This window comes from Celeribacter indicus (assembly GCF_000819565.1).
Classification (GTDB): domain Bacteria; phylum Pseudomonadota; class Alphaproteobacteria; order Rhodobacterales; family Rhodobacteraceae; genus Celeribacter; species Celeribacter indicus.
Window position 1 is genome coordinate 1699740 of the sequence record NZ_CP004393.1, and the last position, 25999, is coordinate 1725738.

General features: G+C 68.7%; 27 protein-coding genes. 16 read left to right on the forward strand and 11 right to left on the reverse strand.

Going from position 1 to position 25999, the window contains the following annotated elements:
* The 11 genes from P73_RS08570 to P73_RS08620 all read left to right on the forward strand — a co-directional run bounded on the left by P73_RS08570 (nt 1) and on the right by P73_RS08620 (nt 10230).
* Nucleotides 1-315: a gene transfer agent family protein gene (locus P73_RS08570; protein ID WP_043869292.1), complete on the forward strand. Its 315-nt coding sequence runs from the start codon at nt 1-3 to the stop codon at nt 313-315.
* A 10-nt stretch (nt 316-325) separates the two neighbouring features.
* The gene (locus P73_RS08575; RefSeq protein WP_043869293.1) at nt 326-565 is read left to right on the forward strand and encodes a rcc01693 family protein; all 240 of its coding nucleotides are present in this window, start codon (nt 326-328) and stop codon (nt 563-565) included.
* Nucleotides 558-1220, forward strand: a complete 663-nt coding sequence (locus P73_RS08580; protein ID WP_043869294.1) for a phage tail tape measure protein — start codon at nt 558-560, stop codon at nt 1218-1220. Before P73_RS08575 ends, P73_RS08580 begins: the two co-directional genes overlap by 8 nt.
* 29 nt (nt 1221-1249) lie before the next feature.
* Nucleotides 1250-1882 (forward strand): DUF2460 domain-containing protein, encoded by a 633-nt coding sequence (locus P73_RS08585; RefSeq protein WP_043869295.1) that lies wholly within the window; start codon nt 1250-1252, stop codon nt 1880-1882.
* Nucleotides 1882-2781 carry a DUF2163 domain-containing protein gene (locus tag P73_RS08590; protein WP_043869296.1) on the forward strand — a complete coding sequence of 300 codons (900 nt, stop codon included), beginning with the start codon at nt 1882-1884 and terminating at the stop codon, nt 2779-2781. Before P73_RS08585 ends, P73_RS08590 begins: the two co-directional genes overlap by 1 nt.
* Nucleotide 2782: 1 nt before the next feature.
* Nucleotides 2783-3223, forward strand: coding sequence for an NlpC/P60 family protein (locus tag P73_RS08595; protein ID WP_043869297.1), 441 nt, complete (start codon nt 2783-2785; stop codon nt 3221-3223).
* A gap of 2 nt (nt 3224-3225) precedes the next feature.
* Nucleotides 3226-7149: a baseplate multidomain protein megatron gene (locus tag P73_RS24320; RefSeq protein ID WP_052453552.1), complete on the forward strand. Its 3924-nt coding sequence runs from the start codon at nt 3226-3228 to the stop codon at nt 7147-7149.
* Nucleotides 7142-7855, forward strand: a complete 714-nt coding sequence (locus P73_RS08605; RefSeq protein WP_043869298.1) for a DUF2793 domain-containing protein — start codon at nt 7142-7144, stop codon at nt 7853-7855. The genes P73_RS24320 and P73_RS08605 overlap by 8 nt, the downstream gene beginning before the upstream one ends.
* A gap of 141 nt (nt 7856-7996) precedes the next feature.
* On the forward strand, nt 7997-8806 hold the full coding sequence (gene cysE / locus P73_RS08610) for a serine O-acetyltransferase (RefSeq protein WP_043869299.1): 810 nt from the start codon (nt 7997-7999) through the stop codon (nt 8804-8806).
* A 44-nt stretch (nt 8807-8850) separates the two neighbouring features.
* Nucleotides 8851-9669 (forward strand): glycosyltransferase family A protein, encoded by an 819-nt coding sequence (locus tag P73_RS08615; RefSeq protein WP_043869300.1) that lies wholly within the window; start codon nt 8851-8853, stop codon nt 9667-9669.
* 120 nt (nt 9670-9789) lie between these two features.
* On the forward strand, nt 9790-10230 hold the full coding sequence (locus tag P73_RS08620; RefSeq protein ID WP_052453123.1) for a DUF4174 domain-containing protein: 441 nt from the start codon (nt 9790-9792) through the stop codon (nt 10228-10230).
* A gap of 82 nt (nt 10231-10312) precedes the next feature.
* Here P73_RS08620 and P73_RS08625 read toward each other — a convergent pair whose 3' ends face one another.
* From P73_RS08625 to P73_RS08655, 7 genes are all read right to left on the reverse strand, one after another.
* A complete protein-coding gene (locus P73_RS08625; protein WP_043869301.1) occupies nt 10313-11668 on the reverse strand; it encodes a pyruvate dehydrogenase complex dihydrolipoamide acetyltransferase in 1356 nt (451 codons plus the stop codon).
* An 11-nt stretch (nt 11669-11679) separates the two neighbouring features.
* Nucleotides 11680-13065, reverse strand: coding sequence for a pyruvate dehydrogenase complex E1 component subunit beta (locus P73_RS08630; protein ID WP_043869302.1), 1386 nt, complete (start codon nt 13063-13065; stop codon nt 11680-11682).
* 22 nt (nt 13066-13087) lie between these two features.
* Nucleotides 13088-14113, reverse strand: a complete 1026-nt coding sequence (pdhA, locus tag P73_RS08635; RefSeq protein WP_043869303.1) for a pyruvate dehydrogenase (acetyl-transferring) E1 component subunit alpha — start codon at nt 14111-14113, stop codon at nt 13088-13090.
* 221 nt (nt 14114-14334) lie between these two features.
* Nucleotides 14335-14982, reverse strand: a complete 648-nt coding sequence (locus P73_RS08640; protein ID WP_139267106.1) for a transglycosylase SLT domain-containing protein — start codon at nt 14980-14982, stop codon at nt 14335-14337.
* Between the two features lie 52 nt (nt 14983-15034).
* Nucleotides 15035-15337 carry an FtsB family cell division protein gene (locus P73_RS08645; protein ID WP_043869304.1) on the reverse strand — a complete coding sequence of 101 codons (303 nt, stop codon included), beginning with the start codon at nt 15335-15337 and terminating at the stop codon, nt 15035-15037.
* Between the two features lie 652 nt (nt 15338-15989).
* A complete protein-coding gene (locus P73_RS08650) occupies nt 15990-16883 on the reverse strand; it encodes a fructose bisphosphate aldolase (protein ID WP_043869305.1) in 894 nt (297 codons plus the stop codon).
* Nucleotides 16884-17083: 200 nt separating this feature from the next.
* Nucleotides 17084-18271, reverse strand: a complete 1188-nt coding sequence (locus tag P73_RS08655) for a phosphoglycerate kinase (RefSeq protein ID WP_043869306.1) — start codon at nt 18269-18271, stop codon at nt 17084-17086.
* A 148-nt stretch (nt 18272-18419) separates the two neighbouring features.
* Here P73_RS08655 and P73_RS08660 point away from each other — a divergent pair, with 148 nt between their 5' ends.
* A complete protein-coding gene (locus P73_RS08660; protein ID WP_043869307.1) occupies nt 18420-18926 on the forward strand; it encodes a peptidylprolyl isomerase in 507 nt (168 codons plus the stop codon).
* Nucleotides 18919-19476, forward strand: a complete 558-nt coding sequence (locus P73_RS08665; RefSeq protein ID WP_043869308.1) for a peptidylprolyl isomerase — start codon at nt 18919-18921, stop codon at nt 19474-19476. The genes P73_RS08660 and P73_RS08665 overlap by 8 nt, the downstream gene beginning before the upstream one ends.
* A gap of 79 nt (nt 19477-19555) precedes the next feature.
* Here P73_RS08665 and P73_RS08670 read toward each other — a convergent pair whose 3' ends face one another.
* Both P73_RS08670 and tyrS read right to left on the reverse strand, forming a co-directional pair.
* Complete coding sequence (locus tag P73_RS08670; protein ID WP_043869309.1) at nt 19556-20422, reverse strand: hypothetical protein; 867 nt, start codon at nt 20420-20422, stop codon at nt 19556-19558.
* Between the two features lie 109 nt (nt 20423-20531).
* Nucleotides 20532-21821: a tyrosine--tRNA ligase gene (gene tyrS, locus P73_RS08675; protein WP_043869310.1), complete on the reverse strand. Its 1290-nt coding sequence runs from the start codon at nt 21819-21821 to the stop codon at nt 20532-20534.
* Between the two features lie 70 nt (nt 21822-21891).
* Between tyrS and P73_RS08680 the strand changes: the two genes are divergently transcribed.
* A complete protein-coding gene (locus P73_RS08680; protein WP_043869311.1) occupies nt 21892-22992 on the forward strand; it encodes an anhydro-N-acetylmuramic acid kinase in 1101 nt (366 codons plus the stop codon).
* 440 nt (nt 22993-23432) lie between these two features.
* On the opposite strand, the gene P73_RS08685 is transcribed toward P73_RS08680, so the two are convergent.
* Nucleotides 23433-23879 carry a cupin domain-containing protein gene (locus P73_RS08685; RefSeq protein ID WP_420836127.1) on the reverse strand — a complete coding sequence of 149 codons (447 nt, stop codon included), beginning with the start codon at nt 23877-23879 and terminating at the stop codon, nt 23433-23435.
* Nucleotides 23880-23996: 117 nt separating this feature from the next.
* On the opposite strand from P73_RS08685, the gene P73_RS08690 reads away from it, so the two are divergent.
* Nucleotides 23997-24275, forward strand: a complete 279-nt coding sequence (locus P73_RS08690) for a glycine zipper 2TM domain-containing protein (RefSeq protein ID WP_043869312.1) — start codon at nt 23997-23999, stop codon at nt 24273-24275.
* 122 nt (nt 24276-24397) lie between these two features.
* Here the strand turns inward: P73_RS08690 and P73_RS08695 are convergent, their stop codons facing one another.
* Entirely contained in the window at nt 24398-24997 is a 600-nt protein-coding gene (locus tag P73_RS08695; protein WP_043871527.1) for a GNAT family N-acetyltransferase, read from the reverse strand.
* Nucleotides 24998-25151: 154 nt separating this feature from the next.
* Here P73_RS08695 and P73_RS08700 point away from each other — a divergent pair, with 154 nt between their 5' ends.
* Nucleotides 25152-25988 (forward strand): alpha/beta fold hydrolase, encoded by an 837-nt coding sequence (locus tag P73_RS08700; RefSeq protein ID WP_052453124.1) that lies wholly within the window; start codon nt 25152-25154, stop codon nt 25986-25988.
* Nucleotides 25989-25999 lie beyond the last annotated feature (11 nt).

Genomic DNA, 25999 nt, shown 5'->3' on the forward strand with positions numbered 1-25999 from the left:
ATGGCGAACCCCTGGCACGGCGAGGTGGCGCTGACGCTCGACGGCGAGCGCCATGTCCTCAGGCTGACGCTCGGCGCGCTCGCGGAGCTCGAGGCGATGCTGGAGACGGACACGCTCGTGGCGCTCGTGGAGCGCTACGAGGCGGGAAAGTTCTCCTCGGCGGATGTGCTGCGGCTGGTGGTGGCGGGGCTGCGCGGCGGCGGCTGGAGCGGCGGCTACCGGGAGATCCTGACGGCGGAGATCGCCGGCGGGCCGCTCGAGGCGGCGCGGGTCGGCGCGGAGCTGATCGCGCGCGCCTTCACGGTGCCGGACTGAGGGCGGGCGCATGGGCATGATGGGCGACAGGGGCGGTTTCGACTGGCCGGCGCTGATGCGGCTGGGGTTCCGGGGGCTCGGTCTGAGGCCGGCGGAGTTCTGGGCGCTGACACCGGCGGAATTCCTGATCCTGCTCGGGGCGGGGTCGGGCACGGCGCCGATGGGGCGCGCGCGGCTCGAGGAGCTGGCGCGGGCCTTCCCCGACGGGGGGCAGGCGAAAGGGCAAGCGAAAGGGCGAAAGAATGGATGAGATCGACGGGTACGAGAGCTTCGAGGAAAGGGTGCGGCAGATGGAGGGCGCGCTCGGCGGTGCGGAGACCATGGCCGCGGCCTTCGGCCGGGAAATGACCCGGTTCCAGGCGACGGTGGCGGAGACCGGGCGCGAGCTGGGCACGCTCGAGCGCGGGCTTTCGCGCGGTCTGAAACGGGCGATCGACGGGCTCGTGTTCGACGGCGACACGCTGTCCGAGGCGCTGCGCGGTGTCGGGCGGTCGATGCTGGATGCGGCCTATGCCGCGGCGCTGAAGCCGGTGACGCGCCATGTCGCCGGGGCGCTGGGCGGCGGGATCGAGGGGCTGATCCGGGGGATCCTGCCCTTTGCGGCGGGCGGCGCCTTTGCGCAGGGGCGGGTGATGCCCTTCGCCAGGGGCGGCGTCGTCTCGGGGCCGGTGCAGTTCCCGATGCGCGGCGGCACCGGGCTGATGGGGGAGGCGGGGCCGGAGGCGATCATGCCGCTCACCCGCGGTGCGGACGGCCGGCTCGGCGTGCGCGCCGAAGGCTCCGCCCGCCCGGTCAGCGTCACCATGAACATCTCGACGCCCGATGTCGCCGGGTTCCGGCGCAGCCAGTCGCAGATCGCGGCGCAGCTCACCCGCGCGCTCGGCCGCGGCCGGCGCAACCAGTAACGCAACGCCATTCGATCGGAGGGCAGACCATGGGTTTTCACGAGGTGAGATTTCCGGCCAACCTGAGCTTCGGCTCGGTCGGCGGGCCGGAGCGGCGCACGGATGTCGTGACGCTCGCCAACGGGTTCGAGGAGCGCAACACCCCCTGGGCGCATTCGCGCCGGCGCTACGACGCGGGGCTCGGGATGCGTGCGCTCGACGATATCGAGACGCTGATCGCCTTTTTCGAGGCGCGCCAGGGACAACTTTTCGGCTTCCGCTGGAAGGACTGGTCGGATTACAAGACCTGCCGCCCCTCCGGCGAGGTGGGCTTTGGCGACCAGGTGATCGCGACGGGGGACGGCAGGACGCGGGTGTTCCGGCTCTCGAAATCCTATGTCTCCGGCGCGGCGCGCTGTGTCCGCCCGGTGAAGAAGCCGGTGGCGGGCACGGTGCGCGCCGGGGTCGGCGGGCAGGAGCGGTTCGAGGCGGTGGACTGGCGCGTCGATCCGGCGAGCGGGCTGATCACCTTCGAGGCTGCGCCGGAAGAGGGCGCGGAGGTCACGGCGGGGTGCGAGTTCGACGTGCCGGTGCGCTTCGACACCGACCGGATCGCCACCTCCGTCGCCTCCTTCCAGGCGGGCGAGGTGCCCAGCGTGCCGGTGGTGGAGGTGCGGGTGTGATGGGTCTTCCTGCGGATCTTCAGGCGCATCTCGACAGCGGCACCACCACGCTGTGCCGGACCTGGGCGGTGGTGCGGCGCGACGGGGAGAGCTATGGTTTCACCGATCACGACAGGGATCTCGCCTTCGATGGCGTGACCTTCCGGGCCGACACGGGGCTGACGGCCCATGCGCTCGAACAGGCGACGGGGCTTTCGGTCGACAACACCGAGGCGCTGGGCGCGCTGAGCTCGGCCGCGGTGAGCGAGGCGGATATCCGCGCCGGGCGGTTCGACGGGGCGCGGGTGCGCGCATGGCTCGTCAACTGGACGGATGTGCGCCAGCGCGTGCGGCTGTTCGACGGCACCTTCGGCGAGATCACGCGCGCCGGGGGCAGCTTTCGCGCCGAGCTGCGCGGGCTGACCGAGGCGCTGAACCAGCCGCAGGGCCGGGTCTACCAGCCGGGCTGTTCGGCCATCCTCGGCGGCCGGGGCTGCGGCGTGGACCTGGGCCGGCCGGGGTATTCGGCGGAGGTCGCGGTGGAGAAGGTCGGGAAGCGCAAGATCTTTCGCTTCGCCCGGCTCGACGGGTTCGAGCCGCGCTGGTTCGAGCGCGGGCGGCTGACGGTGCTGGGCGGCGCGGCGGCGGGGCTCGCGGGGATCGTGAAGACCGACCGCCTGTCCGCCGGGGAGCGGGTGATCGAGCTCTGGGAAGACCTGCGCGCGGAGATCGCGCCGGGCGATCCGGTGCGGATCGAGGCGGGCTGCGACAGGCGGGCGGAGACCTGTCGGCTGAAATTCGACAATTTCCTCAACTACCGCGGATTTCCGCATATTCCGGGCGACGACTGGCTTGCGCGCTATCCGCTGCGCGGCGGTGCGAACGGGGGCGGAAGCCTCGTTGCCGGGTCGGGAGGCTGACATGGCGGGGACATGTATCGCCGGGCGCGCCCGCGCCTGGATCGGGACGCCCTACCGGCACCAGGCCTCGTGCAGGGGGGCGGGGACGGATTGCCTCGGGCTGCTGCGCGGGATCTGGCGGGAGCTCTACGGCGCGGAGCCGCAGGAGATCCCGGCCTACACGCCCGACTGGAGCGAGCCGCAGGGCGAGGAGCTGCTCTGGCGCGCGGCGCGGCGGCATCTGATCGAAAAGCCGCCCGCGGAGATGGCGCCGGGCGACGTGCTGCTGTTCCGGATGCGGGAGGGCGGGGTGGCCAAGCATCTCGGCATCGTCGGGCGTGCCGCGCCCGCGCCGAGCTTCATCCATGCCTATAGCGGGCATGGTGTCCTCGAGAATGCGCTCAGCGCACCCTGGCGGCGCAGGATCGCCGCCTGTTTCGCATTTCCACCCGTGGGAGGTTGATCATGGCGACTATCGTTCTTTCGGCAGCGGGGGCGGCCGTCGGCGCCTCGGTGGGCGGCGGGGTGCTCGGGCTGTCGTCCGTGGTGCTCGGGCGCGCGCTCGGGGCGACGCTCGGGCGGGCGCTCGACCAGCGCCTGATGGGCGCGGGCAGCGAGGCGGTGGAGACGGGCCGCGTCGAACGCTTCCGCCTCACCGGCGCCTCGGAGGGCACGCCGGTGCCGCAGGTCTATGGCCGGATGCGGGTCGGCGGACAGGTGATCTGGGCGACCGAGTTCGAGGAGCACAGCGAGACCTCGGGCGGGCGCGGCGGCAAGGGCGCGCCGAAGGCCCCGAAGGTCACGGAATACAGCTATTCGGTCTCGCTCGCCGTCGCGCTCTGCGAGGGCGAGATCTCGCGCGTCGGGCGGGTCTGGGCCGATGGCGGGGAGATCGACACGAGCACGCTCACGATGCGCGTCTACACCGGCAGCGAGGACCAGCTTCCGGATGCGAAGATCGAGGCGGTCGAGGGGGCGGGCCGGGCGCCGGCCTATCGCGGGATCGCCTATGTGGTGCTCGAGGATGTGGATCTCACGCCCTTCGGCAACCGCGTGCCGCAATTCTCCTTCGAGGTGATGCGCCCGGACCAGGCGGAGCACGGCGGCGATCTCGCGCATCTGGTGGAGGCGGTGGCGATGATCCCCGGAACGGGGGAATACGCGCTTGCGACCACGCCCGTCTATCTCTCGGCGGAGGGCGGGGAGATGCGCGTGGCGAATGTCAATTCGGCATCCGGGCGGCCGGATTTCACCACCTCGCTCGAGGCGCTGACCGGGGAGCTGAAATCGTGCAGGTCGACCGCTCTCGTCGTGTCCTGGTTCGGGGACGACCTGCGCTGCGGATCGTGCCGCTTGCAGCCGAAGGTGGAGCAGGCGGAGGCGGACGGGACGAAGATGGGCTGGTCGGTCTCGGGGCTGTCGCGGCGGACCGCGGGGCGCGTGCCGCGGGATGCGGAGGGGCGCGCGGTTTATGGCGGCACGCCCACCGACCAGTCCGTCGTGGAGGCGATCGCCGCGCTGAAGGCGGCGGGGCAGGAGGTGATGTTCTATCCCTTCATCCTGATGGAGCAGATGGCGGGCAATGCGCTCGTCGATCCCTGGACGGGCGAGGCGGGGCAGCCGGCGCTGCCCTGGCGGGGGCGGATCACCACCTCGCGCGCGCCGGGCATCGCCGGCTCGCCCGATGGCTCGGCGGCGGCGGAGGCCGAGGTCGCGGCCTTCTTCGGCCGTGCGCAGGTCGGGGATTTCACGCCTTCGGGGCGGACGGTCGGCTATCGCGGACCGGCGGAATTCTCCTATCGGCGGATGATCCTGCATTACGCCCATCTCTGCGCGCTCGCGGGCGGGGTGGACGCCTTCTGCATCGGCTCGGAAATGCGGTCGCTGACCTCCATCCGCGGCGCGAACGGCTTTCCGGCGGTGGCGGCGCTCATTGCGCTGGCCGCGGATGTGCGCGCGATCCTCGGCCCGGCGTGCCGGATCGGCTATGCCGCCGACTGGTCGGAATATTTCGGCTGTCACAGGGACGGGGATGTCCATTTCCACCTCGACCCGCTCTGGGCCGATGGCAATATCGACTTCATCGGCATCGACAATTACATGCCGCTGTCCGACTGGCGCGAGGGCGAGGCCCATGCCGATGCCGCGGCGGGCTGGGGGTCGGTCTACGATCTCGACTACCTGCGCGCCAATATCGAGGGCGGGGAGGGCTATGACTGGTATTATGCCTGCCCCGAGCATGAGGCGGCGCAGATCCGCACGCCGATCGCCGACGGGGCCTGGGGCGAGGACTGGATCTGGCGCTACAAGGACATCCGCAACTGGTGGTCGAACGACCATTTCGAGCGGATCGGGGGCGTGCGCAGCGCCGTGCCGACCGCCTGGGTGCCGCAGTCGAAGCCGGTCTGGTTCACCGAAATGGGCTGCGCGGCGATCGACAAGGGCACGAACCAGCCCAACAAGTTCCTCGATCCGAAATCCTCGGAAAGCGACTTGCCGAAATATTCCAACGGCCGGCGGGACGATTTCATCCAGCTCCAGTATGTGCGGGCGATGACCTCCTACTGGAGGGAGGCCGCGCACAATCCGGTGTCGCAGGTCTATGGCGGGCCGATGATCGACATGGGGCGGGCGCATGTCTGGGCCTGGGACGCGCGGCCCTATCCGGCCTTTCCGGCGGTCACCGGCCTGTGGAGCGACGGCGCCAATTACGCGCGCGGGCATTGGCTCAACGGGCGGTCCACCTCGCGCGCGCTCGCGGATGTGGTCACGGAGATCTGTGCGCGCTCCGGCGTGACCGGGATCGACACCGCCGCGCTCTGGGGCGTGCTGCGCGGCTATGGGGTGAGCGACATCGCGGGGGCGCGCGCGGCGCTTCAGCCGCTGATGCTCGCCTTCGGGTTCGAGGCGGTGGAGCGCGGGGGGCGGCTCGTCTTCCGCTCGCGCGACGGGCGGGCGGTGGCGGATCTCGACGAGGCGGATCTCGCGCTGTCGGGAGAGGGGGACGGCGAGGGCGAGGGCGGTCCCGTGCTCATCCGCGCGCCGGAGGCGGAGGTCGCGGGGCGGGTGAAGCTGACCTATGTCGATGCCGACGGCGATTATGCCGCGCGGGCCGAGGAGGCGGTGTTTCCCGACGACGACAGCCGGCTCGTGTCGCAGACCGACCTGCCGGTCGCGCTGACGCGGGCGGAGGGGCGGCAGGTGGTCGAACGCTGGCTGTCGGAGGCGCGGGTGGCGCGCGACAGCATCCGCTTCGCGCTGCCGCCCTCGCGGCTTGGCTGCGGCGCGGGGGACGTGGTGAACGTCGCGACGGCGGAGGGCGTGCTGCGCTACCGGATCGACCGCGCGACGCTCGCCGAGGGGCAGCAGATCGAGGCGGTGCGGGTGGAGCCGGAGATCTACGAGCCCTCGGACGCGGTGGAGGAGATCGTGGCGGCGCGGCCCTTCGCGGCGCCGCTGCCGGTGCAGGCGCTGTTCCTCGACCTGCCGCTGCTGACGGGCGAGGAGGTGCCGCACAGCCCGCATGTCGCGGCGACGGCGCAGCCCTGGCCGGGGGCGGCGGCGGTCTATGCCTCCGCCTCGGACAGCGGCTATGCGCTCGACACGCTGCTGCCGGGACCGGCGACGATGGGGGTCACGCAGACCGCGCTCGCCGCCGCCGCGCCCGGCCTCTGGGACCGTGGCGCGCCGCTCCGGGTGACGCTCGCGCGCGGCGAGATGAGTTCCGTGTCGCCGTCCGAGGTGCTGAACGGCGCCAATGTGGCGGCGATCGGGGACGGCACGGCGGGGCGCTGGGAAGTGTTCCAGTTCGCCACCGCCGAGCTGGTCGCGCCGCGGACCTACGAGATCTCGCTGCGGCTGCGGGGGCAGGCGGGGACGGATGCGCTGGGCGCGGGCTGGCCGGCGGGGTCGCGGTTCGTGCTGCTCGATGCCGCGCTGCGCCAGCTCGACCTGCCGCTCTCCGCGCGGGGGCTGGCGCGCCATTACCGGATCGGCCCGGCGCAGCGCGGCTATGACGATCCCGCCTATGAGCATGTGCAGGCGGCCTTCGACGGCATCGGCCTCCGGCCCTATGCGCCGGTGCATCTGCGTGCGGCGGGGACCGCCGCGGGCGAGACCGTGCTCGGCTGGGTGCGGCGGACGCGGATCGACGGCGACAGCTGGCAGTCCTTCGAGGTGCCGCTCGGGGAGAGCGCGGAGCTCTACCTGCTGCGCGTCGTGTCGGCGGGCCGCATCCTGCGCGAGGTGACGGTGGCGCGGCCCGGCTGGACCTATACCGCCGCGCAGAAGGCGGCGGACGGGGTGGAAGGCGCCTACGAAATCCATGTTGCCCAGATGTCCGAGAGGTTCGGGCCGGGCCTGTTCAGAAGGATCGAGATCCATGAGTGAGACGACGCATTTCGCACTTCCGCTGCTCCAGCCCGCGCAGGCGCAGAAACATGTGACGGTGAACGAGGCGCTCGCCCGCCTCGACGGGCTGGTGCAGCTTTCGCTGAAATCCGTGACCGCCGGAACGCCGCCCGCAACCGCGGCGGAGGGCGATGCCTATGGTGTCGGGCCGGGGGCGGTGAACGGCTGGGCCGGGCATGAGGGCGAGATCGCGCTTTTCGTGAACGGCGGCTGGGTTTTCCTGCCGGCGCGGCGCGGGATGCGGGCCTATGTCGCGGACCAGCGGGGCTGGGCGGGGCATGACGGCGGCGGCTGGGTCACCGGGCTCCAGACCCTGTCCGCCCATGGCGCGGGCATGGTTTTCCGTGTGATCGAGCTCGACCACACGCTCGCGCCGGGTGCGCGCTCCGCGATCGCGGCCGCGCTGCCGGGGCAATCGGTGGTCTACGGGGTCACGGGGCGGGTGCTGGCGGAGATCACCGGGGCGGGGCTCACCGGGTTCTCGCTCGGCGTGGCGGCGTCGGCGAACCGCTACGGCTCCGGCCTGTCGGCGGCGCGGGGGAGCTGGCTGCGCGGGCTCACCGGCACGCCGCTGACCTATTATGCGCCCGAGGATCTCGTGCTGACCGCGGAGGGCGGGGAATTTGCCGGCGGCGCGATCCGCCTTGCGATCCATTGCGCGCAATTCGCGCTGCCCTCGGAGTGAGGCGGATCTGCCCTGCCTGCCCCGACCCGGCCTCCGGTTCGGGGATTTTTGCGCCACATCCGGTTCAATTGTCCGCGCAACGGCTTGCGTTTTGGCCCGCACCCCTATCTATAGTAGAGTCTCGAGAGAGAGGAATTCCGCATGGCCAAGACCCGCACCCAACTGACCAAGGTCGACCCCGTCTGGACCCGGATCGTCGCGGAGGCGCGCGACGTGGTCGCGAGCGAACCGCTTCTGGGGGGGATGGTCCATGCCTGTATCCTGCACCATGAGACGCTCGAGGATGCGCTGGCCTACCGGGTCGCGCAGAAACTCGCCTCGCCCGAAATGTCCGAACAGCTCGTGCGCGAGATCGCGGATGCGGCCTATGCCTCCGATCCGACGATCGCGGAGGCGGCGCGGGCCGATATCTCCGCCGTCTACGAACGCGATCCGGCCTGCCACCGCTATATCCAGCCGCTGCTGTATTTCAAGGGCTTCCAGGCGGTGCAGGCGCATCGCGTGTCGCACTGGCTCTGGAACGAGGGGCGCCGCGATCTTGCCTATTTCTTCCAGATGCGCATGTCCGAGCAGTTCTCCATCGACATCCACCCGGCCTGCCGCATCGGCAAGGGGCTGTTCCTCGACCATGCCCATGCGCTCGTCTTCGGGGAGACGGCGGTGATCGGGGACAATGTCTCCATCCTGCATGACGTCACCCTCGGCGGCACCGGCAAGGAGGACGAGGACCGTCACCCGAAGATCGGCGACGGCGTGCTGATCGGCGCCGGGGCGAAGGTGCTCGGCAACATCAGGATCGGCCATTGCTCCCGCGTTGCCGCCGGGTCGGTGGTGTTGCAGGACGTGCCGCCCGCCACCACCGTCGCGGGCGTTCCCGCGAAGGTCGTGGGCGAGGCGGGCTGTTCGCAGCCCTCGGTGTCGATGAACCAGCTTATCGGCGCGCGCAGCTGATCCGCCGTGTCCGGCCGCTCGGGACCAGAGGGATCGCCTGACCGATGAATGTGAAATCCCTGCTCGCGTCGGGCTATCGCGTCCTGCTGTCCAAGCCGCATGTGCCGCCGGAAGATCCGCTGATCCTCGTGATGATCCCGCTTCTGCCGAAGGCGCGGGCGGAGGACTGGGGGCGGGTCTGCGCGATCCTCGAGGACACGCTGAATTCCCTGCGCGCGCAGAGCTACCGGCGGTTCGAGATCCTGCTGTGCAGCCAGGACCGGCCGGAGAATTTCCCCGATGCGCCGGGGTATCATTTCGTGACCGCGCCGCCGCACACCGCCGCGGCGAATGTCTCCGACCAGCGGGTGAAGGTGCGCCTGCTGGCCGAATATGCCGCCGCGCATTTCGACGAATTCACCTATGTGATGCATCTGGACGCCGATGACCTGCTGCATCCCGACCTCTTCGGTTTCGTGGCGGGGGACAACAACGGGCGCGGCTATCTGGTCGAACAGGGCTATATGGTCGATGCCTCGAGCGGGCGCATCGCGCCGCTCGGCCGGGCGATCGGCGGGGCGCTCGATTTCTGGGAGCATTGCGGCTCCTGCGCCTTCTTCGCGGTGGACTGGGGGCGGCAGCGCCTTCCGGTGTTCTACATGCGGCTGATCGGGAAGGGGCACAAGAGCTATGCGGAGCGCTGCGCGCGCCTTGGCTATCCGCTCGCACCGGTGCCGTTTCCGGCGATGCTCTACGTGGTCAACCACGGCGACAACATGCAGATCCGCAAGGGCAACGACAAGTCCCGCTATCTCGATGCCTGCGAGATCACCGACGAGGCGGAGAAGCAGGCCGTTCGCGCGGAGTTCGGCCTGCGCGGCTGACCGCCTGTCGCGGTCCCGTGCCGATCACAGTCGCGTTTTCCCGGATCAATCCGGCCCGTTCCGCGTTGTCCTTCCGACAGTCTGACACGACGTCCGACACGACAAGGACAGGAGGATCCCATGCCATTCCATACCACCCCGCTCGCCCGCGCCGCGTCCGGCCTCGGGTCGGGCACCGTCGCCCAGGGCAGCGAGCTTTCCGGCGATGTCTTTCGCATGCTCGACCCGCAGGAGGGCGACCTGAGCGAATATCGCGACGCGAACCGGCTCGTGCTGCTCTTCGGGGAAAGCCATGACGAGGTGACCTATAAATCGGCGCGGATGCAGCTCGAGGAGGCGGAGGAGGCGCTGAAGGCGCGCGATGTCCTCGTGCTGATGGACAGCAATCCCTCCGCCCGCGGCAAGGTGCGCGAGGAGCTCGGCATCGACGGGTTCGGCATGGTGCTCGTGGGCAGGGACGGGTCGGTGAAGATCGACAGCGGCACGATCATCTCCAATTCCGACCTGTTCGCGGCCATCGACGCCACGCCGGCGCGCCAGCAGGAGACGAAGGAGGGCTGAGCCGCCTCCCTCCGGCGTCTGGACGTGAAAGACCCCCGGAGCCGGTGCTCCGGGGGTCTTGTTCTGGCGGATTTCCGGGGCGTCAGGCCAGCATCGCCACCGGGTTCTCGAGATTCTCCGTGATCGCCTTCAGAAGTTCGGCACCGAGCGCGCCGTCGATCACGCGGTGGTCGACCGAGAGGGTCACGCTCATCACGGTCGCGACGGCGATCTCGCCATCCTCTCCGATCACCGGCTTTTTCACCCCCGCGCCGACCGCGAGGATCGCGCCGTGGGGCGGGTTGATGACGGCGTCGAAATTGTCGATGCCGAACATGCCGAGGTTGGAGACCGCGAAGCTGCCGCCCTGGTATTCATGCGGAGCGAGCTTGCGGTCGCGGGCGCGGTGGGCGAGATCCTTCATCTCCTTCGACAGGGCCGAGAGCGATTTCATCTCGGCGTCCCTGATCACCGGGGTGAAGAGCCCGCCCTCGATGGCCACCGCGACGGCGACGTCGGAGGGCTTCAGCTTCAGCACGCGGTCGCCGGCCCAGACCGCGTTCGCCTCCGGCACCTCCTGCAAGGCATTGGCGCAGGCCTTGATGATGAAGTCGTTGACCGAGAGCTTCACGCCCTTGCCGGTGAGCTGGTGGTTCAGCTCGGCGCGGAATTTCAGCAGCGCGTCGAGCCGGATGTCGCGGCGCAGGTAGAAATGCGGGATCGTCTGTTTCGCTTCGGTGAGGCGCGCGGCGATGGTCTTGCGCATCCCGTCGAGCTTCACCTCCTCGAACTCGCGGTCCGCATACATCTTGAGCACGGTCTCCGGGCCCATGCCGGCGGGCGCGGTCTTCACCTCCGCGGCGGGGGCGGCGGGTTTCGCGGCCTCCGGTTTCGCGTCCGCCTTCGGGGCGGCTTCGGCGGCTTCGACGTCGGCCTTGACGATGCGGCCCTTCGGGCCGGAGCCCTCGATCGCGGTGAGGTCGAGGCCCTTCTGAGCGGCGATCCGGCGGGCGAGCGGCGAGGCGAAGATGCGCTCGCCATCCTTCACCGGGGCGGGGGGCGCCTTTGTCGCGTCGCCGGTGTCGGGTTGCGTGCCGGTGCCGGCCTCGTCGCTCAGCGCCTCGGGACGCGCCTGGGCCTCTTTCGGGGCTTCGGCCGTCGGGGCGGGGTCGGGTTCGGAAGTGGCGCCCACCGCATCGGCGGCGGAGGCGTCCTCGCCCTCCTCGAGCAGCACCGCGATGGGGGCGTTGACCTTCACGCCCTCGGTGCCTTCCGCGACGACGATCCGGCCGATCACGCCCTCGTCCACGGCCTCGAATTCCATCGTCGCCTTGTCGGTCTCGATCTCCGCGATGACATCGCCGGAGCTGACCGTGTCGCCCTCCTTCACCAGCCATTTGGCCAGGGTGCCTTCCTCCATCGTCGGAGACAGGGCGGGCATGAGAATTTCAATCGCCATCTTCTCTCTCCTCAGCGGTAGGTCACGTCTTTCACCGCGGCGATCACCTCGTCCGTGGTGATCAGCGCGCGGCGTTCGAGATTGGCGGCATAGGGCATGGGCACGTCCTTGCCGGTGCAGTTGATCACGGGCGCGTCGAGATAGTCGAAGGCGCGGGTCATGATCGTGGCGGAGAGGTGGTTGCCGATGGAGCCGACCGGCCAGCCTTCCTCCACGGTGACGCAGCGGTTGGTCTTCATGACAGAGGCGAGGACCGTGTCATAGTCGATGGGCCGCAGCGTGCGCAGGTCGATCACCTCGGCGGAGATGCCCTCTTCGGCGAGCCTGTCGGCGGCTTCGAGCGCATAGGTCATGCCGATGCCGAAGGAGACGAGGGTCACATCCGTGCCCTCGCGCCAGATCCGCGCCTTGCCGAAGGGGATGGTGAAATCGTCGAGCACCGGCACCTCGAAGCTCTTGCCGTAGAGGATCTCGTTCTCGAGGAAGATCACCGGGTTCGGGTCGCGGATCGCGGATTTCATGAGCCCCTTCGCATCCGCCGCCGAATAGGGCATGGCGACCTTGAGGCCGGGGATCTGCGCATACCAGGCGGCGTAATCCTGCGAGTGCTGCGCGCCGACGCGGGCGGCGGCGCCGTTCGGGCCGCGGAACACCATGGGCGCGCCCATCTGGCCGCCGGACATGTAGAGCGTCTTGGCCGCGGAGTTGACGATCTGGTCCATGGCCTGCATCGCGAAGTTGAAGGTCATGAATTCGACGATCGGCTTCAGCCCGCCGAAGGCCGCGCCGACCGCGATGCCGGCAAAGCCGTGTTCGGTGATCGGCGTGTCGATCACGCGCTTGGCGCCGAATTCGTCCAGAAGGCCCTGGGAAACCTTGTAGGCGCCCTGGTATTCCGCGACTTCCTCGCCCATCAGATAGACGGTCTCGTCGCGGCGCATCTCCTCGGCCATGGCGTCGCGGATCGCTTCGCGCACCGTCTGGCTCTTGGTCTCCGTGCCCTCGGGATAGTCGGGCTCGACCGCCCTCGACGTCACCGGCTCGGCGGGTTTCGCGGGGGCGGGGGTGTCGGAATGATCGGGCGTTTCCGCCTCGGGCTCTTTCGCCTTCGCCTCATCGGGGGCGGAGGACGCCTTGATGTCCTCGGCGCTTTCGCCTTCCTCGACCAGCACGGCGATCGGGGTGTTCACCTTCACGCCCTCGCTGCCCTCGGCCACGAGGATCTTGCCGACGATGCCCTCGTCGACCGCCTCGAATTCCATCGTCGCCTTGTCGGTCTCGATCTCTGCGAGGATGTCGCCGGAGGAGACGGTGTCGCCCTCCTTCACGAGCCATTTCGCAAGCGTGCCTTCCTCCATCGTCGGGGAAAGGGCGGGCATCAGGATTTCAGTTGCCATTGTCGTCTTTCCTCCCTCGAACTCAGGCGTTTTCCTGCGGAATCTCGTCCGCATAGATGTCGGTCCAAAGCTCGTCGAGCGCCGGCTCCGGGCTTTCCTTCGCGAATTCCGCGGAGGCGTTCACGATGTCCTTGATCTCCTTGTCGATGGCCTTGAGATCCTCCTCGCTCGCGTGGTTGCCGGTGAGCAGGATCGCGCGCACGCCCTCGATCGGGTCGCGTTCCTCGCGCATCTTCTGGACCTCTTCGCGGGTGCGGTATTTCGCCGGGTCCGACATGGAATGGCCGCGGTAGCGGTAGGTCTTCACCTCGAGGATATAGGGGCCCTTGCCGGCGCGGCAGTGGGCCGTGGCGCGCTCGCCCGCCTCCTTGACCGCGAGCACGTCCATGCCGTCGACCTCCTCGCCCTCGATGCCATAGGCGGCGCCGCGTTCCCACAGCGTCTTGGACTTGGTGGAGCGGCTCACCGAGGTGCCCATGGCGTACTGGTTGTTCTCGATCACGAAGACGACCGGAAGATCCCAGAGTTCGGCCATGTTGTAGGTTTCGTAGACCTGGCCCTGGTTGGCCGCGCCGTCGCCGAAATAGACGAAGGTCACGTTGTCGTTGCCCTTGAACTTGTCGGAGAAGGCGAGACCGGCGCCGATCGGCACCTGCGCGCCGACGATGCCGTGGCCGCCGTAGAAATGCTTTTCCTTGGAGAACATGTGCATGGAGCCGCCCTTGCCCTTGGAATAGCCGCCCTCGCGGCCGGTGAGCTCGGCCATGACGCCGTTCGGGTCCATGCCGCAGGCGAGCATGTGGCCGTGGTCGCGATAGGAGGTCACGCGCTTGTCGTCCTCCTTCGCCGCGGCCTCGAGCCCGACGACCACCGCCTCCTGTCCGATATAGAGGTGGCAGAAGCCGCCGATCAGGCCCATGCCGTAGAGCTGGCCGGCCTTTTCCTCGAACCGGCGGATGAGGAGCATGTCCCTGTAATAGGCGAGCAGGTCGTCCTTCGACACATTGGGCGCGCTCGCGGCCCTGGATGCGGTTTTCCGGGTTGCCATACGGCTTCCTCCTCCCAAGTCGCAGTAGATAGTTTAGCGTTAAACAATATCATACAAGCCAGGCCGCGCGATTGCACGGATTTTCTCGCGGGGGCTGCGGGACGCTGCTATGCACCGCGCGAATATCGCACTTTCGGTTTCTGGGGAGGATATAGCGGGATCGGGCCCTGCGGCCACCGTCCGGGCGGGGCGGGCGGTGGATTTTCCGCGCGCCCCTGCGCTCAGCGGCCGCAGTAGAGGAGCTGGCTCTGGTAGCGCGCCGCGCGGTCGGAGACGCGCCCGGCGGTGCTCAGCAGCCAGCCCTTGCCGTTGTGGCTGCCGCGGCGGTAGCCGGTGCGGCCCTCGTGATAGGCGAGGTAGGAGTTGCGCGCGTCGCTGTTGGAGATCCCCAGCGCGCGGTTGTTGTCGCTCACGTACCAGCCGACGAAATCCGCGGCGTCGCGGAAGTTGCTGCGGCTCGCGCCGGCGCGGCCGGGGCCGTTGCGGTAATCGTCCCAGGTGCCGTCGATCGCCTGGGCATAGCCGCGCGCGGAGCTCACGCGGCCGGTCGGGATGAAGCCGAGGAAATAGGTCTTCGGCGGGCGGGCGCGGGGGCGGAAGGTGCTTTCCTGGTAGATCAGCGCCATCTGCACATGCACGGGCACGCCCCATTTCTTTTCGGACGCCTCGAGCGCGCGGCGGTAGTGCGGCCGTTCGCGGAAGATCGAGCAGGCGTTCTCCGCGTCGCGCGGCGGCTGGCCGTCGCCGCAGGAGGCGAGCGCCAGCAGGCAGAGCCCGGCGAGCCCCGCACGGGCGCGCGAAACGCAGGACAGGAGCCCCGCGCGGCTGCGCGAGGGGAGAGGGAGGGAGGTCCTGGTCTGTCGTCTCATCGTACCGCTCGTGCCTTTCCTCGGCGCGGGCGCGGGCGTGGAGAGGGGGCGATCAGCGGATCACCACCTCGTCCACCCGCAGGTAGCCCAGCACGTCGCGCGCCTGTTCGTCCAATAGATCGAGATCGAGATAGCTGTCCGACATGCGCCGCGTCTTGTTGCGCATCACCGCGAGCTCATCGCCGAGCTTGCCGCTCACCGCTTGCAGCTCGGTGAGTTCCGCCTCGATCTGGAGGCGTCGGAACAGCCCGTATTCCCCCTGCACCGAGGCGAAGGTGAAATAGCCGCCGAGCGTCACGATCACGCCGGTATAGACCAGCACGCCGAGCGACGGACGTTTGCGCGGATGAGCCATGATCGGCTTCTTCTCTCTCTGTATGAAGGTGCGCAGGGCACCCCGTCTGCCTCACGGGCCGCCTCATTGACCGGGCCGCTCCGTCCGCCTGTTATGCCACAGGCGATTCGCACTGTGAATCCCCAAAGAGACGGGCCGGCGGAAAAAAGCGCATGGGGGATGCGCCGCGGCGGGCGCATGGGCGCGGGGAGCCCCATGCGGCGTTCGTGCCTCACGCAGCGCGCCTGCCTTCTCAGGGCTCGAGGACGGATGCGTCCTCAGGCGCAGGTCTCGAGGTCCGCCCGAGACAGCGCGAAAGGCTCGTGATCCCCTTCGGGAAGCGCGAAAATCAGTTCGAACTCGTAGTCTTCATTCATCTGCCTTGCCTTCCGGCCTCTCGAGCGTCACGCAAGAGAGGGCCTTCTGCCTCACCTCTTCGCGAACTGCTGCGGGGACTTCGGCGTCGACCGGATGGAGATCCGGCAGAACGCGCCACACCGGCCTCCCTGCTGTTTGCGGGACAGCGCAACAGTCCCCATGCGTGTCCCTTGCCTTCGATCACGACCTATCCCAGGGCCTCGAGCTCGAGCGTTGCCATCCCACGGCACGACAACGCCCCCGCAGGTCCCTGCGAGGGCGCTTGCCGCATCGGATCGTCGTGCGGGCGCGGAGATCAGCCCGCGACGGAGGCGGCGTGGATGCCGTCCACCGCGGTTTTCAGCGTCGCGTCGAAATCCGCGTCGGACTGGCGGGCGCTGAGGCCTTCGGACAGGGCGCGGGAGAAGGAGGCGATCATGCCCTTGTTCTTCGCGAGGAGCTCGTTGGCCTCGTCGCGCGTGTAGCCGCCCGAAAGCGCTACGACCTTCAGCACGCGGGGGTGTTCGATCAGGGGCTCGTAGAAATTCGGCTCGGAGGGCAGGGAGAGTTTCAGCATGACCATGTCGGCGCCCTCCATCTCGTTGAGATGCTTGAGGATCTCCGTGCGCAGGAGCGCTTCGGCCTCGGCCTTGTCGGGGATGGAAATGGTCACCTCCGGCTCGAGGATCGGCATCATGCCCGCCCGGATCACCTCCCGCCCGACCTCGAACTGCTGCTCGACGATGGCGGCGATGCCGGTGGCGTTGGCCGCCGAGATCACCGAGCGCTCCTTCGTCCCGAAGACGTCGAGCTTCGCGGCGCGCGCCAGGAGATCGGCGAGGCCGGGGATCGGCTTCATCAGTTGCACGCCGTCCTTCTCCGCCTCGAGCCCCTTGTCGATCTTGAGGAAGGGGACGACGCCCTTTTCTTCCCAGAGATATTGCGAGGTGGGCTTGCCCTCGACCTCGCGGTCCATGGTCTGTTCGAACAGGATCGCGCCGATCACCTTGTCGCCGGTGAAGGCGGGCGAGGTGACGATCCGCGTGCGCATCTCGTGGATCAGGTCGAACATCGCGGCCTCGCCGTCATATTCGCTCTCCTCGATCCCGTAGAGACGCAGCGCTTTCGGCGTCGAACCGCCCGATTGGTCCAGCGCGGCGATGAAACCCTGTCCCGCGCCGATCTTGGCGGTCATTTTTGCGTTCGGCATGATGTCCTCTCCTGAACTCTCCAAGGCTCCCCCGAGGGGGAATTTCCGTTCTCCCCCAAGGGGTAGCGCGATGCGCGGCGGGCCGCAATCGTGGTGGCGCTAACGCCCGGCGCCTTTGGCGGCAGGTCGCCTGCCGCGGGGGCCCGGCCCGCGTGACACGGAAAAGGCCCGCCGGGGAGGGCGGGCCTTCGGAGGAGGTGTCATTCGAGCGCCGCGACGCCCGGCAGCGTCTTGCCCTCCATCCATTCGAGGAAGGCGCCGCCGGCGGTGGAGATATAGGTGAAATCCTGTGCCGCGCCGGCCCTGTTGAGCGCGGCCACGGTGTCGCCGCCGCCCGCGACGGAGACGAGCCTGCCGGCCTTCGACAGCTCGGCGGCCTTCCGTGCGGCGGCGTTGGTCGCCGCGTCGAAGGGCTCGATCTCGAAGGCGCCGAGCGGGCCGTTCCAGATCAGCGTGCGGGAGTCCGCGAGCAGCGAGGCGATCTTTTCCACCGATTTCGGGCCGGCATCGAGGATCATCGCGTCATGCGGGCATTCGGTCGTCGGCACGGTCTCGTTCTCCGCGCCGGCCCTGAATTCGCGGGCGACGACGACATCGACGGGCAGAATGATCTCGCAGCCGGCCTCGCCCGCCTTCTTGGTGATCTCGCGCGCGGTCTCCGCGAGGTCGTGCTCGCAGAGCGACTTGCCGACGTCCACGCCCTCGGCGGCGAGGAAGGTGTTGGCCATGCCGCCGCCGATCACCAGGTAGTTGACCTTGCGCACGAGATTGCCGAGCAGGTCGAGCTTGGTGGAGACCTTCGCGCCGCCGACCACGGCCATGACCGGGCGGGCGGGAGAGCCGAGCGCGCGCTCGAGCGCGGAGAGCTCCGCCTCCATCAGCCGGCCGGCGCAGGAGGGCAGGAGTTTCGCCACGCCCTCGGTCGAGCCATGGGCGCGATGCGCCGCGGAGAAGGCATCGTTCACGTAGATGTCGCCCAGGGCGGCGAGGGAGGCGGCGAACTGCTTGTCGTTCTTCTCCTCGCCCTCGTGGAAGCGGGTGTTCTCGAGCAGCAGCACCTCGCCCTCGCCGAGGGCGGCGACCGCCTCCTTCGCCGGGCCGCCGATGCAGTCGGTGGCGAAGCGGACGGGAACGCCCAGGATTTCGGCCACCGTCTCCCGGATCTGGCCGAGGCTCATCTCCGGCACGACCTTGCCCTTCGGACGGCCGAAATGGGCGAGCAGGACGGGTTTGCCGCCCTTGGCGAGAATGTCGTCGATCGTTGGCCTGATCCGTTCGATCCGCGTGGCGTCGGTCACCTTTCCGTCCTCGACAGGCACGTTGATGTCCACGCGCGTCAGCACGATCTTTCCGGTAAGCTCCATGTCGTCGAGGGTTTTCCAGGCCATGTTCCGGGGCTCCTTTCGGGAGGTTGGCGAGTTTGCCTTCCTGTTTAGCCCACCACACGCCTTCGTCAACCGCGCGTGAGCCTTGCCCCTTTCCCTTGCGTCGCTGTGGTTCTAAGGTGCGGTCGAATTGACATGTGGAGGAGCCGTCATGGCCGAGATCAAGGACCCCGAAAACACCATCATCGTCGATCTGGAGCATGGCCAGGTCGTGATCGAGCTTCTGCCCGAGATCGCGCCGAAACATGCCGAGCGGATGAAGGAGCTCGCGCGGGCGGGCGCCTATGACGGGGTGGTGTTCCACCGCGTGATCGACGGCTTCATGGCGCAGACGGGCGACGTGCAGTTCGGCAACAGGACGAAGGATTACGAACCGCGCCGCGCGGGCACGGGCGGGTCGGACCTGCCGAACGTGCCGGCCGAGTTCTCCGGCATCCCGCATGACCGCGGCACGATCGGCGCGGCCCGCGCGATGGACCCGAATTCGGCGAATTCGCAGTTCTTCATCAATTTCGCGGACAACCATTTCCTGAACCGGCAATACACGGTCTATGGCCGCGTGATCTCCGGCATGGAGGCGGTGGACAAGATCGCCCGCGGCGAGCCGCCGATGGAGCCCGATCACATGGTTTCGGTGAAGGTGGCCGCGGATGTTTAAGCGCGCGCTGCTTCTCGCGGCGTTTGCCGCCGGCCCCGCCTTCGCCACCGGCCTCGACATCACCGTGTCGGGGCAGGCCAACGGCACCGTCCATGTCGACCTGTTCGAGGATGTCGCGCCCGAGCATGTCGCCCGGATCACCGAGCTCGCCTCGGAGGGCGCCTATGACGGGGTGGTGTTCCACCGCGTGATCGACGGGTTCATGGCCCAGACGGGCGATGTGCAATACGGGAAGATGGGGGCCGAGGGGTTCTCCATGCAGATGGCCGGGCGCGGCGGGTCCGACCTGCCGGATCTGAAGGCGGAATTCTCCGACCGCGACTTCGCCGCCGGTGTCGTCGGCATGGCGCGCAGCCAGTCGCCCGACAGCGCCAACAGCCAGTTCTTCATCATGTTCGCCCCGGCGTCGCATCTCAACGGCCAGTATACGGTCGTGGGGGAGGTGACTTCGGGCATGGATGTGGTGAACGCGATCAAGCGCGGCGAGGGGGCGAACGGCGCGGTGATCGGGGAGCCGGACGTGATGAGTTCGGTCACCGTCACCGACTGATCCGTCGCGCTGGAAGATCGCCCTGGAAGATCGCAGAGGGCGTGCCGGGAGGCGCGCCCTTTCCGGTTTCGCGAAAGGGTCAGAAGTCGAGCCGCAGACCCGCGCTCGCCAGCCCGTCGCCGTCCTGGATGCCGGCGGCGAGGTCGAGGGAGAAGACGCTCGGCGTCGCGATGCGCGCCCCGACCACCGCGAGCGCCTCCTCGGTCTCGTCGACCGGGATGGAGACGAGTTCGGTCATTTCCACCATGCCGCCGAGCGTGTGGCGATAGGCGAATTCCATCTCGGTGGAGGCGTCGTTGGCGTCGTTGTAGAACAGCGCGGCGCTGAATTCGCCCGGTCCGATCCCGCGGGCGAGCTGGAATTTCGCATTGACCTCGCTGTCGCCGTCGTCGGTCAGTTCGAGCGCGGTTTCCGCCCCCCAGCCGCCGAGCAGCCATTCGCCGCCGACGCCGAGGATCGCGGCCTCGGTTTCCTCGACGTAATGCAGGGAGACCGCCGCGCCGTCCATCCGCAGCGCGGCGCCATAGGGCTGATAGTCGTTTTCGGTGATCGCGCCGTCCGTCGCCCGGCTCATGCCGATCTCCGACCGCTCCAGCGCGGCGGAGAGGAAGACGTCGCTCAGCACCGGCCGCGCGAAGCTGTCGTAGGCCGGGCGGGGGTCACCGAAGGCGAGGCGGTCGCCATTGGCGAATTCATAGGTCAGCGCCGCATAGGTGTCGTGAACGCTTCCGGCCTCGCCATAGGCGCCGAGTTCGAGCCCGAGCCCCGGCGCGGTCGTCCGCCAGGTCGCGTTGCCGCCGAAATAGAAATCCTCGTCGCCGGTCCCGCTGCGCACGCCGATCTCGCCCCAGCCCTCGGCCTCCCACCAGCCCTGCGCGGCGAGCGGCAGCGCGGGCAGGCCCGTCAGGGAGAGTGCGAGAAGAAGGAGCGGGGCGCGGTGTGTCATGCGAAATGTTCTGGACCGAAAACGGAGAGGTTCAAGTCAAAAATGCAAGAGATCGGGAAGCTGTCGCGGAAAAGCCGCACCCGGCGTCGCGGATGCGGCAATCCGCCCGTCAGTCGCGCAGCACCACGAGGGCGTGGCGCTTCTTTCCGGCGGAGAGTTTCATCGGCGCGGCGAGCATGTCGGAGGTGACGAGAAGCCCCGCCTCCCGGTGGTCGGCATCGTTCACCTTCGCGCCGCCTTCGGCGAAGAGGCGCTTGGCCTCCTTGCCCGAACCGGCGAGGCCCGAACGCACGAAGAGCTGGACGATGGAGACGCCGTCGCCGATCTCCGCGGGCGTCAGTTCGAGCGTCGGGAGGTCGTCGCCGGTTCCGCCCTTCTCGAACACCTCGCGCGCGGTCGCCTCGGCGGCCTTCGCGGCCTCCTCGCCATGCAGCAGCTTCGTCACCTCGTTGGCGAGGACGATCTTCGCCGCGTTGATCTCCGAGCCTTCGAGCGCGCCGAGCCGGTCGCATTCGGCCACCGGAAGCTCGGTGTAGAGCTTGAGGAACCGGCCGGTGTCCGCATCGGTCGTGTTGCGCCAGAATTGCCAGAATTCATAGGGCGAGAGCATTTCGGCATTGAGCCAGACCGCGCCGCCCTGGCTCTTGCCCATCTTGCGCCCGTCCGAGGTGGTCAGCAGCGGTGTGGTCAGCCCGTAGATCTCGCGGTCGAGCACGCGGCGGGTCAGGTCGATGCCGTTCACGATATTGCCCCACTGGTCCGAGCCGCCCATCTGCAACAGGCAGCCGTAGCGGCGGTTCAGCTCGAGGAAATCGTAGGCCTGGAGGATCATGTAGTTGAATTCGAGGAAGGACAGCGACTGCTCGCGGTCGAGGCGCGATTTCACGCTCTCGAAGGACAGCATCCGGTTGACGGAGAAATGCCGCCCGATGTCGCGCAGGAAATCGAGGTAGTTCAGATCGTCGAGCCATTCGGCATTGTTGCGCATCAGCGCGAGATTGTCCTGCCCTGCCGCACCGCCGCCCGAGGCCGCGGTGCCCGCATCGCCATACTCGAGGTAGCGGGCGAAGACCCTCTGCATCCCGGCGATATTGGCGTCGATCTGTTCCGGCCCGAGGAGCGGACGCTCGTCGGAGCGGAAGGAGGGGTCGCCCACCTTGGTCGTGCCGCCGCCCATGAGGGTGATCGGCCGGTGCCCGGTCTTCTGGAACCAGCGCAGGAGCATGATGTTCAGCAGGTGCCCGACATGGAGCGACGCCGCCGTCGCGTCATAGCCGATATAGGCGGTGACCATTCCCGCGTTCAGGGCCTCGTCCAGCTCCTGAAGATTGGTGCAATCGGCCAGGAACCCGCGTTCGATGATGACGCGGAGAAATTCCGACTTCGGGTGGTAGGTCATCGCTCTCTTTTCCGTTCAAAGGGTCAGTGCGGCCTGATATATCGGGGCGGGGGCCAAAGGGAAAGAGGTCATGCAGGGCAGGGGCAAGGGAGAGGCGATCCGTGTCGCCGGATGCATGTCGGGCACCTCGCTCGACGGGGTGGACGTCGCCACGATCCTCACCGACGGGCGGGAGATCCTCGGCTTCGGCGACAGTGCCTGCCGGCCCTACGGCGCGCGCGAACAGGCGCTGCTGCGCGAGGGGCTGGGGACATGGGAGGTCGGGCCGGAGATCACCGAGCTGATCGAGACCGCCCATGCCGAGGCGCTGTCGCAGCTCGAGGGGTTCGACCTGATCGGCTTCCACGGCCAGACCTTCAACCACGCGCCCGAGGCGGGCCGCACCTTCCAGGCCGGGGACGGCGCGGTGCTGGCGGAGCTTTTCGACGTGCCGGTGGTCTGGGACTTCCGCTCCGCCGACATGCGGCTGGGCGGGCAGGGGGCGCCGCTCGCGCCCTTCTACCACCACGCGCTCGCCCGGCATATCGGCGCGACGGCGCCGGTCGCCTTTCTCAACATGGGCGGGGTCGGCAATATCACCTGGGCCGATCCCTCGGTCGCGGATCCGGCCGCGCCCGGCGCGCTGCTCGCCTTCGACACCGGGCCCGCGAACGCGCCGGTGAACGATCTCGTCGCCGCCCGGCTCGGCCTGGCCTTCGACGCGGGCGGGGCGCTTGCCGCGCGCGGCACGCCGGAGATGGAGATCGTGGCGGCGGGGCTCGCCAATCCCTATTTCTTCCGCATGCCGCCGAAATCGCTCGACCGCAACGCCTTCCACGGGCTGCTCGAGGCGGTCGCGCCGCTGTCCGACGCGGATGCCGCCGCGACGCTCACGGCCTTTTCCGCCGCCGCCGTGGCGCGGGCGATGGACCATTGCCCGACGCCGCCCGCGGTCCTCCATGTGACCGGGGGCGGGCGGCACAACGCGACGCTCATGGCGATGATCGCGGCGGCGGTGGACTGTCCGGTGCGGCCGGTGGAAGAGGCGGGGCTCGACGGCGACATGCTCGAGGCGCAGGCCTTCGCCTATCTCGCCGCGCGGGTGATCGCGGGCCTTCCGACCTCCGCGCCCGGCACGACGGGTGTGCGCGCGGCGATCGGTGGCGGCAGGATCTCGCGCCCTGCCGCATGACCGGCCCCTGGCCATGGTTCATCAGTGATTGGAACCTGTGTCCGACATCCGGTGTGGCCGCTGGCGGGCAGGCACTTGCCGGGTTTCCCCGGTACCTGCCCGACCAGCCTCGTAACACCACTCACTACCCAAGGGCGCCTGACGGGACGTCCTTTGACCCCCTCACTCACTAACTGACGTTAGGTTAACCCATCTCCCTCAGGTTGACAGTCCGGTTTCCCTTACCCTGACGCTCCCGGAGGCGGAAAATGCGCGTGCTTTTCCCGCGGGCGGGGGGAAATGCCTGCGAAATGGGCGGAAAATCGGATGCTTCCGTCTGCCGGTGCGAGGCTGCTAGCGGTAACTCATCCCTGCCGTGTGGGACCGGGCCGGGCGCCGGTCGCAGTTTTGCAAGACGATTCGCGAAAGGGGAAGGCCGGTGTCGCAGGGGCGACAGCGGGTCACCCGCTTGCGGCGGGGATCGTGAAGCCCGGCGCGGCCAGTTCGAACCCGTCGAAGCGGAAGCCGGGGGAGACGGTGCAGCCGACGAGCGTCCAGTCCCCGAGGCTGCGCGCCGCCTGCCAGTGGCCTTCGGGGACGAGGATCTGCGGGCTTTGTCCGGCGGCGAGATCGGCGCCCAGCAGGTGATCGCGCGCCGGCCCCCGGTCGGTGTCGGAGATCGACAGCCGGAGCGGCCCGCCGGCGTAGAAATGCCAGATCTCCGCCGCATCGACCCTGTGCCAGTGGCTCGCCTCGCCGGCGCGCAGCAGGAAATAGATGCAGGTGCCGGACGGCCGTGCGCCGGGCGCGGCGGCGGCCGCCCAAGTCTGCCGGAAATGTCCGCCCTCGGGATGCGGGGCAAGGTCGAGGCGGCGGATCAGATCCTCCGCAGTGATGGTTTTGTCCAAGACTGAGGCTCCTTTACGGGAATTCCGAAAATTCTATCAAAAAATGTAAATTCTTTGGAAACCTTTTCCGTGGCTTGCGGTTGTACCTCGAGACAACAAACGACTGGGAGCCTCTCCATGAAAAAGCAGACCCTTCTGGCGCTCGCCTTCGCCGTCCCGACCCTCGCCGCCTGCACGGACATGACCACGTCGCAGCAGAATTCCGCAGTCGGGGCCGCCGCCGGTGCCGGCCTTGGATATCTGACCGCCGATGCTCTTGGCGCGAACGATGAATGGAGGGTGCTCGCAACGCTCGGCGGCGCCGCTGCCGGGACGATGGTGGCCGAGAACCAGAACAAGGCGACCTGTGCTTACGCCAACGGGCGGGGCGGCTATTACACCGCGCCGTGCCCGTGAGGCAGTTCCGCGTGTTGTAACGAGTGTTGTGGGTATCGTAACAAGTTTGCTGTTTGCAGGGGGCCCCGCATCTTCGGATGCGGGGTTCTTCCGTCTGTCGCCCCCTCCGGCGAAGGGTGCGGTCAGAGGAGGGGAATATGCGGGGCGATGTGCGGCGCGATCGCGCCCGCCCGGCGGGGGTCGTCCATGATCTCCACCGACCGTTTGAAGGGCGTGAAGCCGGAGCGGATGTAGAAGGCCAGGGCCTGCGGGCTGTCGAGCGTGCAGGTGTGCACGAAGAACCGCCGGACGGGCCGGGCGAAGACCCGCGCGAGCGCCTGTTCCATCAGCCAGCGGCCGGCGCCCGTGCCGATGAGTTCCGGCGCGAGCCCGAAGAAGGCCAGTTCCGTGTTGTCGGGATCGCGGAAATCGAGCTCCAGAAGGCCGAGATCCTCGCCCCCCTTGCGCAGCGAATACACCTCCACCTCCGGCGCGTGCAGGATCGTGGCGAGCGCCGCGTCGCCCATGGAGAGCCGCGAGACCCAGAGCCAGTCCTCGCCCACCCGCCGGTAGAGCGCGCGATACCAGTCGGGTGCGGGCGCGGGATGGGCGACGAGCTCCACCCCCTCCGGCGCGCGGATGTCGCGCGGGGCGGGGCGGTCGGTCATCTCCAGCCAGGTGACCACGGCGGCGAGCTTGCCGGGGGGCAGGTCGTGGGTTCCGTCGGGAAAGTCACATGTCATCTGCCGCGCCTCCGTCGCATCGCCGTTCACGATTTCTTGGTCACAGGAACAGGACGGTCCGGCCCCCGTTGAGTTCGGGAACAGGGAGCACAGATGGGCTCCCGATGCAACAGGCCGGATGGAGCCGTTGCAGCAGGAGAGAGGAGAAACCGGGATGGATGGTTCGTTTTCCGTGACGGATGTGGAGGTCAACGGCGTGAAGCTGCATGTCGAACAGAAGGGGACGGGGCGGCCCGTCGTGCTGATCCACGGCTGGCCGCTGTCCGCCGCGGCCTGGGCACCGCAGGTGGATGCGCTGGCGGAGGCCGGCTTTCGCGTCGTCGCCTATGACCGCCGCGGCTTCGGCCGGTCGGGCAAGCCCTTTGACGGATATGATTACGACACGCTCGCGGACGATCTCGCCGGGCTGATGGAGGCGATGGAGCTCGAGGACGTGACGCTGGTCGGCTTCTCGATGGGCGGCGGCGAGGTGGCGCGTTATGTCGGGTCGGAGGGCAACGCGCGGCTGCATTCCATCGTCTTCGCCTCTGCCGTGCCGCCCTATCTCATGCGGACGGAGGACAATCCGAACGGTCCGCTGAGCGAGGAGGAGGCGCAAGGGATGGAGCGGGATCTGCGGGAGGACCGCGACGCCTTCTTCGCGGATTTCGCGCGGAAGTTCTACACGGCGGGCGAGGATCTGGCCGTCCCGGAGGCGGAGCTGGAGACGGCGGTGGAGCTGAGCCGGCAATCGGACCGGAAGGCGGCGCTCGATTGCATGGAGGCCTTCGGGACCACGGATTTCCGCGCCGATCTCCAGAACGTCAGGGTGCCGACCCTCGTGCTGCATGGCGATGCCGACGGGATCGTGCCGCTCGAGGGGTCGGGCGCGCGGACCCACCGCGCCATCGCGGGGAGCCGGCTGCACGTCATCGAGGGCGCGCCGCATGGCTGCAACGTGAGCCATGCGGAGGAGTTCAACGCCGTGCTGACGGATTTCCTGAGCCGGTGAGCCGGGACGGC